Raw genomic sequence first — 14,334 nt, 5'->3', positions numbered from 1 at the left:
TTATCTTGCTAATTTAAGAGCAATCTCCATCATTTTTGTAAATGCGAATTGACGTTCTTCAGCAGATGTTACTTCGTGTGTGATGATGTTGTCGCTAATTGTTAATAAACAAGCAGCTTCTTTACCTGTTGCTTCAGCGTTTGTAAATAAAGCGAATGATTCCATTTCAACACAAATTGATTGTGTATCTTCGATTCTTTGTTCTACTGGTATAACTGAGTAGAATACGTCAGAAGAGTGAACTCTACCAACTGTAAGTGGTGTTCCATTTTCTTTAGCAATAGCTTCGATTTCTTTGTTTAATTTTGCTGATGGTAAAGCAATGTTTCCTTCTTTACCTAAAGCAATTTTTCTGAAAGAGTCAGCGTCAGCAAATGCTTCTGATGCAAGAACAACTTCGTATAATCCTAAATCAGCTTTGTATGATCCAGCTGATCCGATTCTGATAATTCTGTCAACATCGTAGAATTTGAATAGTTCATATGAGTAAATACCGATTGAAGGACATCCCATACCACTAGCAGCAACTGTGACTGGTTTTCCTTTGTATGTACCTGTGAACATAAACATGTTTCTAACTGTGTTAACTAGTCTGTATCCAGGGTCTAAGTAAGTTTCAGCAATAAATTTTGCTCTTAATGGGTCTCCTGGCATAATAACTGTTTTAGCAATATCTTCTTTTTTTGCATTAATGTGTGGTGTCATAATAATAACCTCCTATTTAATTGAATTAAAATGCTTATGACATTTGGACTTTATAGTCAATATAATTTTAACACTTCAGCAATAAACGTAAATAAATAACTTTATTTTTATTACAACCTTCAAATTTACTTTTAGTCCTAATTTATTGGGAGTTATGTCATAGTTAGAATTACAAAAAAAGATTCTCTTTCTTAATAGAATATAAAAAATTACAATATGAAGTTTTATTCATTATTTTATTAACTAATAACAGAGAAAAATGCTGAAAAAGAGCTAATTTGTGGAAATTATGAATTATTTCCACAAATAAAAGCTAAATGCATTTATTTTTAATTAATGCATTTATAATAAAGTAAAGTGAGGCTGAATGAAATTAAAAACTAAACTATGATATTGTGCAATTCCACTTGTAAGTGTCTTACCTTTATCAATAATTGCATGTAATCAATGCGCAAAGGAAGAAAAAAATCCACTGGAAAAATTTGGAAAATTAGAAATTTCCCCTAATTTTAAAACTAAAATGAAGAAGTTTTATCCTTCTCTAATTTCAAAAGAAACATTAAAAAAAGAAATTAGAATTAGTGGGATGGATCATGATGAATTTAAAAATTATAATATTGAAGATATTCAATATGATGATTTAAATGGTGAGGCTATTATCACTGTTGATTATAAAAAAATATATCAAGGTGACTATATAATTAGAAAATTTATTTTAGGTGGTTTTAGAAAAATATCTAAATGAGAGCTAAGTACCAATAATAGAGAAGAAAATATTGTCCCATTGGACAATAAGGAAATAGATACATTTTGAAATTATTTAAATGAAAAATCACCCCATTATATTAACCATAATATTCAGTATGATATTAGTTATGATGCGGATGAAAGAGTTCTTTATGCTACTTATCAAGGTAGAAAAGTTCTTCTATCAAAAGAATTAAATATTTCAAAAGATGAATATCTTGTAAACTCTGAAATTAATTTTGCAAATGATGAACATTATTTAAAGAATGATTTAGACATTATGGTTGATCCGCTGACGCGTTACTTAGAGATTACTTATCGTGTTGCTAAACAAGAAAATAGCTTAACACTCATTTCAAAAACCAAAACTTTGAAGGTGGTGTTTTTTCTAAAACCAGAAATAATAAATCATGAAAATCCTGCAAATGATAAATTAATTTTAGTTCCAGAAAGTGATAGTGGTTTTGATAATGAAATTACTGAAAACTTGTTAATTATAAGTGATGAAGTTGCTAAAAATAAAGAAGCAATTATTAATTATTTAAAATCTGGAAATCAATTAAAAGTGATACGAACAACTAAAGGCAATGAATTGGAAAATTTAACTATTTGTGCCTTGATACAAGGTAAAGAAGTTGTGATTTTCACAGCAAATGATAATTTACTAGATAATGAATTTTATTTAGTTAATCAAATTAAACCAGCTTTAGAAAATAATGATCCGAACCAGATTTTAAGCTATCAGTATGAAGAAAAAACTAATACATTAACATTAAAATATAAACTTGCTTTTGGTGCTGAAGAAGCATTAACATATTTTAGTAATGATCATAATGTAGCTTATAAATTAGACTAAAAAGTTGCAAATTGGTGCAGCTTTTTTATATAAATGTGGAACAAAATATGGAAAAAAATTTGAATTTAGTTTAATAGTATCAAATGATAAAAATAGTAATAAAATAAGGTTAAAGAAAGAAATTTATAGGAGACAAAATGAATAAACTAAAAACTATATTACTAGCTATGTCAGGAACAACAATTGCATTATTACCAATTGCTGCAACTGTTGCATGTAATAATGACAAAACAGATGATAAAAAGCCAACTACACCTTCAACACAACCAGGGACTTCTACACCTACACCAGGTACAGGAACACCTTCAACACAACCAGGGACTTCTACACCTACACCAGGAACAGGCAGCACTGAAACTAAATTATCAGCAATAGAACAAGCTGCTAAAGCAATAACCTTACCTGCAAATAAATATTTAGATAACGCAACATACAGAAGTTATTTAAATGCTTCAGCATACACATCTGTATACAATGGAATGAAACCAGCAGGCATTGATGAAAATAAATATGATGGTGCATTAACTGAATGCACAATAAATGATGCAGAAGGAAAAGTAGAATTTAATTTTACTATCACAGATAAAACAGATAAAAGTAAAACTGCAAGCAAAAAAATTACACTATCAGGATTTAGACCAACAACAGCAGATGAAATTGCTAATATAAATAGCAAAGAAGTTAAAATTACAACAACAACTAAAAAAGAAGATATTGATGCTCTCTTTACATCAAAACCTAAATACATTTCATATTACTTTAAAGATTCAATGTTAAATATTAAAAAGGGATCAGATTATATTAGTCTATCAGACAAAATCTTTGATGATCCAACAAAATTCCAATTATGTCAAGCTGATGATGTTTTATATGAAAAAGAAGGTAAAAACAAAAAAATGATTGTTAACCCAAGCTCAAGACTTACTGTTAAAAGATTTGATGCTTCATTAAAAACAATTACTATTGAATATAGAATATTATCTGTTGTTAAGGGTCAAAAACACGCTAACTACATAGTATCAGAGCGAAAAGAAATGACGCTAACCTTTACTCCAGCTGAAACAGTTTCATCTACTTCAGGTAGTGGAGAAAAACCTAGCTGATTAGAAGGTTAAAAACATCTTATCAAGCCTGTTAAGGTTTGATTTTTTTTCTAAATTTGTGGAAAATTGCAATAATTTCCACAAAATGTGAAAAGTTTCCACAAATTTTGACAAATCTTTCTTTTCTCCAGCATAAGATGTTACCATTTTAGTTAAATAAAGGAGAAAAAATGAGAAAACTTAAAACACTATTATTAACATTAGCTGGCGGAACTTTATTTGCAGCACCACTAGTTGCTGTGCAATGTAATGATGATGCAAAAGAGAACACTCAAGATAATCAAACCAAACCAGAAAAAGAAAAAGCGAAAGAAACTGAAGAAACAAAAGAAAAAGCGAAAGAAACCAAAGAAACAAAAGTACAAGATCCAGAGCTTGTTGATGCAAAACTGCTTGATGGAAATGAGCTATTCGAATTAGTTCCTGAATATGACAAAGATAAAGTTTTACAATTTTTAAAAGAAAAATCAAATCATATAATTCAATTCGATCATAACAAAAAAGAAATTACAACAAATAAAAAGACTGGTGTTGCATTCATGAAATTTAAACCAGAATACCAAGCAAGTAATGTACAACCCGTTAATACAGAAAACACCACTTTCACAATTAAGAAAAGTCAAAAAGTTTATCCAAATGGAAATTTATCATTTTCATTTGATGAAAAAAATGGAATACTTACAATTCAATACAAAATAGCTTATAAAGATGCTAATAACACTTTCAAATATACAGATAAATCTTACACTACAACTATAAAACTTAATGAGGATACTAAACCAAAAGCTACTACTATAAGCAACAATGAACATGTTAATGTTGTTTCAAATGATACTGTTGATATTAATACAAATGTTAGCAACTCTGTAAATGGTAAATACAAATATGTTTATGATGATAAAAACGATTATTATGCTGCAGCTGATGGTAAAAAAGGAAAAGAATTAGTTGATGCTTTATTAAAAATTCAAAAGTCACACTATGGTAGAGTTCATGGTTATGGAAGCTTACCAAACTTTTATAATTCATCAAAAGCATTTAAAGACTTATTCTATGAAAAAGACAATAGTATGTTAGATGTATATTCAGAAAACCCAAATGGAAAAGATCCATACAACTTTTCATCATATCGTACTGTTGGCGGGGGTCATGAAGGTGATGGTATGAATAGAGAACATATGATACCACAATCATGATTTGGAAAAGAAAGTCCAATGGTCAGTGATGTAAACCATATTTTCCCAACTGATATTAAGGTAAATAACATCAGAAGCAATGATCCACACGATAATGTAACTAGCTATTCAACAACATTCCAACAAGGAAGCAAAAAAGGTGTGAATGAATTAGGCACAGCAGCAATGGAACCTTTAGATGCGTTTAAAGGAGACATTGCACGTGCATACTTATACTTCACAGTAACATATAATGATAAAAATCTTAACCAAAAAGGAAATTCAATCTTTACTAAAGCCTTTCCTTATATTCAAACCCATTATTTAAACACATATATTAAATGAACTAAAAATGATGCAGTTGATCCATGAGATGTAACTAGAAACAATGAAATTGCAAAATTCCAAGAAGTTAGAAACCCATTTATTGACTATCCTGATTTAGCTGATAGTATTTTTGGAAATAATCCAAAACCATTCGTTAATAAAGGTGTTTTAATTAAAGCTGAATAAAAAATAATCCCGAAAGGGATTTTTTTATTCGAAATAAAATAATTCTATTTTTCCCGAATTATTACTTCTCCAGTATCTAAATTATAAATATCACTTGGTTTACCATTTGGAGTACAAAAATCATAAATATTTTTAACTTGTGGAAATACGTTAGTAACTTGCTGTAAGGTTAAAACATCTTGACCTGAGATATTTGCACTACTCATATAAATTGGTCCATTTGCTTCCAAATATTCTTGAAGCAATGGACAATTTGGCATACGAAAGCCTTGATTATTAACTACGATGCTTACACCACCTGGTCATTTTTCTTGTGCTAATTTGGTTGCTTGCTCATTTCATTGTGGAAAAGCTTTAGCTTGGTTTAAAGATCCAACCAAAATCATAATTTTTTTACTTTTAGGTCTTTGTTTAAGCTCATAAAGTAATTCCAAAGTTTGATCATTGACTGGCCCTCCAATTCCACAAACTGTGTCAGTTGAGCAAATTATTATATCTTTATATTTATCATTATTCATATCTACCTACTTTGTTAATTGATATTTTACTTCTTAATTTTAAAACCCCAAACATTTCTCAATTCCACTAAAAAATGCATTTATTTATAAATTAATTTATAAATAAATATTATAATAAAGCATATGAAGAAAGATAAATTTTTAATAGTATTTTTAACAATAGTAACATTTGGACTAATTTGAATTAAATGGAATAAGCAAGTCAAAAAGCAAAAGAACACAATTTATCAAAATGATAAGTTACCTTTTAAATTTGATGAATTTTTAGCATTACTAGGTAATGACAACATTACAGATGTACAGACTAGACTAAATCGTATTAGTATTTCTGTAAAAGATATCAAATTAGTACAATTGCAACAACTTAATAAATTGAAAGGAATTAGTGGAATTGTTGCTCGTAGCAATGGTGTATCTTTAGTTTTAGGTGAATATACAACTGTTGTTTACAATAACTTAAGCAAATTAATTAATAAGTAAGGAGGAAGCATGCAAGAACAATCAAAATATAAAATCGTACTGGATAATTTATTAGATATTACTCAAAGCGATTCTTCAATATTTACTCGAATTAATGAAAAATATTATATCGATCTATATCAACTTCTTGGTGAAGGAAATTTAGCGACAGTTTTTAATAATGAGACTTTTGAAGTTTCAGCATTAGACAATAGTATTGTTGAGCATATCAAACGTATTACTAATATTTCTAATTCTGAAAACTTAGTTCAATACATGGAAACTTATCAAGATGATTTTGAAAGACACAATATTAAATTTAACTCTGAAAATATTTATGAAAATTATGAACATAATAAACAGAAAATTTTGAATCAACTCGAATTAAGAGTCCAAAAATCAATTTTGAAATGAAAAATTTTAAATGATAAAGTAACCAATATACTTGATGAAACTAATATTTGGCCATTACATATTGGGTTTTTATTCTTATCACTGAAAAAAGACGATCGTGTAATTTATGCTCCATTATTTTTAAAAGAAGCAAACATTATTTTTCAAAATGGTAAGCCAATAATTAAAAGTGATGGTGATATTAAAGTTAATGAAAAACTTTTATTCTTCTTAAATAATAATGAATTCAATTTAAGCATTGATACTGATTTTAAAGATTATAAAATTACTTCATTGATTCAAAAATTGCGTAAGGATTGAGAAGGACTATACAAGTTACCCGAAAATATAGCAGCGCCATTTGAAAAATTTACTTATGAAGAAATTACTAATGAAAACATTAGATTTTATCCAGGTGCTGTGCTTGGAATTTATCAACCTTGAGGTGGATATTCACGTAATCGAATGAAAGATATTATCCTTAATAATGAAATGGATGATATCATTAAAGTTGAATTCAATAAAAATGTATATAAAGAAGTTATTAATAAGTTAATTTTTAATCCTAATTTAACATTGCTTAGAATTACAGAATCTAACTTATCTCAAGATAAAGCTATTATTTCTGCTTTAAATCAAAATACAGTAATTTGAGGTCCTCCAGGAACTGGAAAATCTCAAACTATTGTTAACTTACTTGCTAATATTTTATTCTATGGAAAAACTGCAATAGTAGCCAGTCAAAAGAAAGCTGCACTTGATGTTATTAAAAACAGAATGAATTCTTTAGCCCCATTTTGTCTTTTTATCCTAAATACAAAAGACATGAATCGAAAAGCATTCTATAAACCAATTAAAGAATATCTTGATATGCTAGAGAACTTTAATGATTCGCGTAAAATCGAATCAATTGGAACAATTACACGCCGTGAATTAGAATTTATTTCACAAGCTTCTGAATATTTAAATGATTCATTAGCTCAAAATGTCTTAAAAGCTTACTACTATATATCTGAACATAAAGATAACTTTGACTACATAAAGGATATGGAATTTATCTTATCTCTTCCGAGAGATATTAAATATCCTAAAAATCCAACACATTGCCAAACTGCAAAAGAATTATTAAAGATCTCTCGTTTAACCTTTTTCCCATTTGTTAAAAAATATTATGAACTAAAACGTATTGGTCATGAAATTGACAGTAAAATGCCAAACTTTGATGGTTCATGAGCAGATTTAATGAATTTTATTATTAGTATTGGTTTTAATAATATTGATTCAGAATACTCACCATTTAGAAAATTAAATGAATTAATTAAATTAAATGCTGATATTGCTCATAAACCATTAATTTCAAATGAGGAAGCTTTAAAACAAATCATTACTGAAAAAATCTTTAATCGTATTAATCATTTTGATGAGGAACAAAAACGTCTATACCGCGAATTTGCACAATCTGTACGGATTAACAATTTAGAACCTTATCGTTTTGTGAAAAAATACTCAAAAATGATTAAATTAATTTATCCAATTATTATAGCAACGCCTAATACTGATTTATCAGGTTGAGCAAAAGAAGAATTTGATTATGCAATCTTAGATGAATCAAGTCAAATTTTCATTGAAAATGCATTACCTATTTTATACTTAGCTAAAGTTAATATTTTAGCAGGGGATACTGAACAAATGAAGCCAAGCAATTGATTTGGTGTGCGTTATACTGATGATTCTATCTTTGGGCAAGTTGAATCTGTACTTGACTATGCACTATCTTTAGGTGTTCATTCAATTATGCTTAATAAAAACTACAGATCAAATCATGCAGCATTGATGACATTTTCATCTCGCTACTTTTATGAAGGGCAATTAGATGTTTTGGATGCAGCAAGTGTTTGAAACAATGACCCAATTGAAGTGTATGAAGTTAATGGTGAATGAGATAATAATCACAACATAGTTGAAGCTCACTTAGCAATTGAAAAAGTAAAAGAAAATCTTGATAAATATAACAAGATTATCCTTCTTTCCTTCAACGCTAAACAAAGTGAATACTTGACAAATGAAATTTACAAATCACACAATCATTTAGAAGATGCCATTACAACTAAAAAACTTTTAATTAGAAATATTGAAAATATCCAAGGTGATGAAGCAGATTTAGTTGTTGCAACAGTAGCATATGATAAAAATACCAAGTTAAACTCTACTTATGTATGTAGACCTGGTGGTAAAAATGCTTTAAATGTTGCGATTTCACGTGCTAAAGATAAAATGATTGTAATTAAGACTATTAAATCAAGTGACATATATTCACAATATGAAATGAGTGATGATATGCGCATTTTCAAGAAGTGATTAGAATACCTTGAACGTAGTCCTGAAGATCGCTTAAAAATGTTAAAGAACTCCTTTAGTTCAAAACATAATGCAATATCAAATACATTTAGCAAAGACCAATGATTTAAAGAACTAGTCTTTGATAAGATTGCTCAAACAATTGCTAATAATCCAAGATTTGAAATTTTCAAAGATTATACAGTTGGCTCAATTGATATTGATATTGTTGTAACTTATAACAAAATTCCTTTCAAATGCATATGCTTTGATAGCTTTAATTATTCAAATTCAATTGAAAAATATGTTTCATTATATGATGCTATTAAGTTTTTAAAATCAAAGAAATACGATGTGACTGTAATTAACCCAATTTCTTGAATATATGAGCAAAATAATGTTATAAAATGATTTAATGCTAAAGAAATTAATAGCTTTGAAAAATCATCAATTACAAACAAAACAAATACATATGCAATTAATAAAATTGATGCTGATGAAACTATTGATTCAACTGAGCATGTCCTTGGATTAAATGTAGCTCCAGAACAACTTGCAACAGCTGCCTTCAATATTGAAAAAACAGCAAATGTATCAGATAAAACTGAAACTATTGAAGAAGCAGAAACTCTTGTTGAAGAAGAAACTGATTTAGAGCTTACAACTGAAACAAATTTAAATGAAGCAAACTTAGTAACTCAAGATGTGCTATATCCAGCTGAAGATCAAAATGATTTTGATAATTATGAAGTAGAAACACTTGAACCTAAAATTGACAATACTGCTTCACTTGAACCAATCCAAGAACAAGATGATGAAGAAAATACTTTTAAAATAGCAACCTCTATTTCAGAAAGCGAAACTAGTTTAGCAAAAGAAGAACAAGAAGAAAGACCAACTATCGAATATGAAACTGATTTTGCAGAACTAGGAATAGATTTATCAAAACTAGAAGAAAAACTTTCAATTTATGCCACGGATCAGATTTATAGTGAACCAAATGCTATAGTTGATAATGAAAGCTATGAAACTAGTCAAATTCCATTAGCAATTGAAACTAGTTCAGATTTATTGACTAAAGAGGTTACGCAATTCATTCAAAAAGTAGAAGCTAAAAATTCTACAATTCAAGACAATGAATTAGAAAGTAACAATTCATCACAAAATAGTGATGACACTGCTCTAAATTGAGTTGAGGATGATAAAGATCTTGAAGACGATGCATTTGTAATTAATTTTAGCTTCGATGATCAAGATGATGATGGAAATAAAACTCAAGTTATTTCTCACGAAGATATAGAACAAAGTGCCTTAAACAAAGTACAAAAAGCTGAAAGTGCTATGACAGCTAATACTAAAAAAGTTAATCAACCAAGTATGCAAGATGCAACTAGTGAATGAATTATTCAATCTGTTGATGAAGAAGAATAGGAGAAAAATATGGATACAATACAAATTTTAAATTTCTTATCAAAAGAAGTTAAGCTTAAGCTAATTATTCATCTATATACTTGCCATGAACGTGAATGCGACGTGAATGACTTGCTTGCTGCAATCAAAGAAAAACAAGCTAATGTTTCTAAACATTTAGGTAACTTGAAAAAAGCTGGAGTTGTAAGCATTAGAAAAGAAGGAGTTGGTAGTTACTACTATTTAACCCGTTCTTTTGTTGACAAATATGGTATTTTAGTTGAAGAAATAATGAAACTTATGAAAGAAGATGTTTACCAAAAATATACATGTAAATGTTTTAATGATGGGCACGAACTAATACATCAACACAACGAACCTGATTGTTTATTAAATCACAATAATGACAAAAACTAAACAAGAACATTTGATAAAGAAGGTTAAAAGTGATATGCCTTCTTTATTCAAACTTACAAAAGGTGCCCGTTGATATGTAATTGCTTGTGTAATTTTAGTTATTGCTGAAGTTATCATGCAAGTATTTATGCCAAATATTGTCGGTAATGTTATTGACAGTGGTATTTTAAAAAATGATAAAGGTGTAATTATTCAAAAGGGGCTAACCCTAATTGGATTAGCTCTTGCATCTTTAGCTTCCGGGATTATAGTTTCCTTTACCTCAGCTAAGGCAGCAACTATATTCTCTCGTAATATGCGCCATGCTATTTTTGCTAAAGTTCAAGAATTTTCATTCAATGATATTGACAAATTTAGTAATGGAGTTATCTTAAATCGTCTTAATAATGACGTTAACAATATTCAAATGGCTTTCACTTTAATTATTAGAGCTTTTATTAGATTGCCATTTATGTTTATTGCTGCAATTGTCTTTGCAATTATGATGTCACATCAATTGTCATATATTTTTATAGTCTCACTACCATTTATTGCCATCTTATTCTTTGCTATTTGATTTGGATCATATCCAAAATACAAATTACTATATAAACAATATGATGCTTATAATCAAAAGATTCAAGAAAACTTAAACGGAATGAGAACTATTAAAGCTTATGTTACAGAAAAATTAGAAGCTGAAAAAGTTGAATCATTTGCTAATAATTTAAAAGTAACAAATACTAAAGTTGACAAAATTATTTCATGAAACACACCAGTGATTTTTGGAACAATCTTTATGTCAGTGGTTGCCCTAGGGGGAATTGGAACAAGACTAGCTCTTGGTGGAACTATTAAAGTTGGTGATATAGTTGCCTTTGGTTCATATATATGAATGATTTCAGGATCATTAATGGGAATTATGAATGTGCTTGGAATGATTTTGATGGCTATTCCAAGTTCTAAACGTATTAAAGAAATTTTAACTCACCAACCAAGCATTCAAAATATTCCAAATGCTTTAAAACTTGATTTAAAAGGTGGCATTAGCTTTAAGAATGTTACTTTTAACTACTTAAATACTGACTATTCAAGTTTAAATGATGTTTCAATTGATATTTTACCAGGTGAATCAATTGGAATTATTGGAGAAACTGGAGCCGGTAAAACAACTTTTACTTCATTAATTGAAAGATTTTATGATCCACAAAAAGGACAAGTCTTACTTGATGGAGTAGATATTAAAACTTTAGATTTAAAATATACTCATGCTCAAATTGCCCAAGTATTCCAAGAATCAATCTTATTTAAGGGCACAATACGTGACAATATGAAGTGAGGTAACCAAGATGCAAGTGATGAAGAAATATATCAAGCACTTGCACAAGCTAATATTTTAGACTATGTCCTTGAGTTAAAAGAACAACTCGATTATCCAGTTGCTCAAAAAGGTCAAAACTTTTCAGGTGGACAAAAACAACGTTTATGTATAGCACGTGCTTTATTAAAGAAACCTAAAATTTTAATTCTAGATGATGCTACTTCTGCTGTTGACTTCAAAACTGAATCTAATATTAAACATGCCATTAATCAAATTGAAAATTGTACCAAGATTATTATTGCCCAAAAAATTAGCTCAATAAAAGGCTGCGATAGAATTTTAGTCTTTGATAATGGAAAAATAGCTCACATCGGAACTCATGAACAATTATTAAAAGAATCTAGCTTTTATGCAGAACTATTTAAAGCTCAACAAGCTTTAGGAGGTATTGATGAAATCCTTAAATAATGTCAAGCCTACTTATGCTAAATTAAGTTCAACCCAAAAGAAAGCAACTTTTTCAAGACTTATTAAAATTTTATGAAAAGATAATAAGTGATGATTATTACTTTCTACCTTCCTAATTTTAGTTTCAACTTCTGGTATGCTTTACCAACAAGTCTTTATTGGTAAGATAGTTGTCGGTCTCTTCCTACAACCAGCCCTTGATCAAGGGTTAACTGTTGATACTTTTAATTGAGATCAATTTTATTTAATGCTTATTGGTTCAATTGCACTTTTCTTAGTAAGTATTTTTTCAGGATTTGCAGCCAATAGGATAATGATTAATATTACTTATAAAACTATGACTAATATGAGAGTAAAGCTATATCGTCATATGCAATCACTACCAATTAAGTTTTTTGATAATAATGCTAAAGGTAATTTAGTTTCACGTCTTACTGCTGATATTGATACTTTAAGACAATTCTTATCAAAAACCTTCCCTTCTATTACACAATCATTAATTGTACTTTTAGTTTCAATCATTATTATGTTAGTTTTAGACTGACAATTAAGTTTAATTATGATTGGAGTAATCATTTTAATCTTTATAACAAGTTTTATCATTGGTAAATTCTCTTCACGTGCCTTTGTCAAAAGACAAAAACAAATTGGTGAATTAACAGGATTTGCTGAAGAAATGATTAGTGGACTTAAAACTGTTAAGATTTTTGGCCAAGAAACTAATGTGGTTAATAACTACAATGAAATTAATAAAAAGTTATCAAATGTTAGCTTTAAATCTGAATTTTGAGCAAGTGTAATTTTCCCAACCTCACAAAATTTAGGTAATATTGCTTATGCTATTGTAACTATTTTTGGTGGTATTATGGTTATTAATAATGCTACAAGTGGTAATATGAATGCATCAGCAGTCTTAACTGGATTAACTTTAGGTACTTTTATTGCCTTTACTCAATTTGCTAAATCATTCTCTGGGCCAATTTCTACTATGACACAAAATGCTAATTCAGTAGTTCTAGCTTTAGCTGGGGCAAATCGTGTCTTTGAAATCATGGATCAAAAACCAGAAGATAATGAAGGTAAAATCACTTTAGTTAGAGTTGAAGAAGCTAAAGGAAAATACATCGAATTACCTTTAGCTGAAAGCTATGGTAAATTTGCTTGAAAAGTGCCAGTTGGTAAAGAATATCAATATCAACTATTAAAAGGTCATATTGAATATAAGAATGTTTCCTTCAAGTATGATAATGAATACACTTTAAAAAATATTTCATTTGAAGCCTTACCTGGTCAAAAGGTTGCTTTTGTTGGAGCAACTGGGGCAGGGAAGACTACAATAACAAGCCTACTTTCAAGATTTTACGAAATCAATGAGGGTCAAATTCTTTATGATGGTATTCCAATTCAGGAAATTGAAAAAGATTCATTACGTAAGTCACTTGGATATGTTTTACAAGAAACAGTTTTATTTAGTGATTCAGTTAAAAATAATATTGCCTATGGTTCAGATACTATTAATGAATTTTTACTCAATGATGTAACTGAAGCTTCACACTTAAATGGACATATTGATAAATTAAATGATAAATATGAAACAATTTTAGTTAACTCTGGTTCAAATCTTTCTCAAGGGCAAAGACAATTAGTATCAATTGCTCGCGCCAGCTACAAAAACCCTCCAGTGTTAATTTTAGATGAAGCTACTTCTAACATTGATACTCATACAGAAATTATTGTTGAAAAAGCCATGGACAAATTAGTTGAAAATAGAACTTCATTTATTATTGCTCACAGACTTTCAACTATTGTTAATGCTGATAAAATTATTGTTCTTAACCAAGGAGAAATTCTGGAACAAGGAACCCATGAACAATTACTAGATGCTAAAGGCTCATATTGATCATTATGACAAAACTCAGCATGTAAAAATTAA

General features: G+C 28.7%; 10 protein-coding genes. 8 read left to right on the top strand and 2 right to left on the bottom strand.

Features of this window, described 5'->3' with window-relative positions; translation table 4 throughout:
• Complete coding sequence (gene deoD / locus ACM0L0_RS01840) at positions 1-705, bottom strand: purine-nucleoside phosphorylase (protein ID WP_416738277.1); 705 nt, start codon at positions 703-705, stop codon at positions 1-3.
• 367 nt (positions 706-1,072) lie between these two features.
• Between deoD and ACM0L0_RS01835 the strand changes: the two genes are divergently transcribed.
• From ACM0L0_RS01835 to ACM0L0_RS01825, 3 genes are all read left to right on the top strand, one after another.
• A complete protein-coding gene (locus ACM0L0_RS01835) occupies positions 1,073-2,308 on the top strand; it encodes a hypothetical protein (protein ID WP_416738276.1) in 1,236 nt (411 codons plus the stop codon).
• Positions 2,309-2,445: 137 nt separating this feature from the next.
• The gene (locus tag ACM0L0_RS01830; RefSeq protein WP_416738275.1) at positions 2,446-3,423 is read left to right on the top strand and encodes a hypothetical protein; all 978 of its coding nucleotides are present in this window, start codon (positions 2,446-2,448) and stop codon (positions 3,421-3,423) included.
• A gap of 158 nt (positions 3,424-3,581) precedes the next feature.
• The gene (locus tag ACM0L0_RS01825; RefSeq protein ID WP_416738274.1) at positions 3,582-5,099 is read left to right on the top strand and encodes an endonuclease; all 1,518 of its coding nucleotides are present in this window, start codon (positions 3,582-3,584) and stop codon (positions 5,097-5,099) included.
• A gap of 44 nt (positions 5,100-5,143) precedes the next feature.
• Here ACM0L0_RS01825 and ACM0L0_RS01820 read toward each other — a convergent pair whose 3' ends face one another.
• Positions 5,144-5,617, bottom strand: a complete 474-nt coding sequence (locus ACM0L0_RS01820; RefSeq protein ID WP_416738273.1) for a Sua5/YciO/YrdC/YwlC family protein — start codon at positions 5,615-5,617, stop codon at positions 5,144-5,146.
• A gap of 123 nt (positions 5,618-5,740) precedes the next feature.
• Here ACM0L0_RS01820 and ACM0L0_RS01815 point away from each other — a divergent pair, with 123 nt between their 5' ends.
• From ACM0L0_RS01815 to ACM0L0_RS01795, 5 genes are read left to right on the top strand one after another with little or no spacing between them, the layout of a single operon-like run.
• Positions 5,741-6,097: a PTS glucose transporter subunit IIB gene (locus tag ACM0L0_RS01815; protein WP_416738272.1), complete on the top strand. Its 357-nt coding sequence runs from the start codon at positions 5,741-5,743 to the stop codon at positions 6,095-6,097.
• Positions 6,098-6,106: 9 nt separating this feature from the next.
• Entirely contained in the window at positions 6,107-10,237 is a 4,131-nt protein-coding gene (locus ACM0L0_RS01810; protein ID WP_416738271.1) for an AAA domain-containing protein, read from the top strand.
• A 9-nt stretch (positions 10,238-10,246) separates the two neighbouring features.
• Entirely contained in the window at positions 10,247-10,633 is a 387-nt protein-coding gene (locus ACM0L0_RS01805; RefSeq protein WP_416738270.1) for an ArsR/SmtB family transcription factor, read from the top strand.
• Positions 10,620-12,401, top strand: coding sequence for an ABC transporter ATP-binding protein (locus tag ACM0L0_RS01800; protein ID WP_416738269.1), 1,782 nt, complete (start codon positions 10,620-10,622; stop codon positions 12,399-12,401). The genes ACM0L0_RS01805 and ACM0L0_RS01800 overlap by 14 nt, the downstream gene beginning before the upstream one ends.
• Positions 12,385-14,334, top strand: a complete 1,950-nt coding sequence (locus tag ACM0L0_RS01795; protein ID WP_416738268.1) for an ABC transporter ATP-binding protein — start codon at positions 12,385-12,387, stop codon at positions 14,332-14,334. The genes ACM0L0_RS01800 and ACM0L0_RS01795 overlap by 17 nt, the downstream gene beginning before the upstream one ends.

Origin of the sequence: Mycoplasma razini, assembly GCF_048076865.1 — a bacterium.
GTDB lineage: Bacteria > Bacillota_I > Bacilli_A > Mycoplasmatales > Metamycoplasmataceae > Mycoplasmopsis.
Note: the sequence above shows the minus strand (reverse complement) of the source record. Positions and strands in the feature narration are given on the sequence as shown.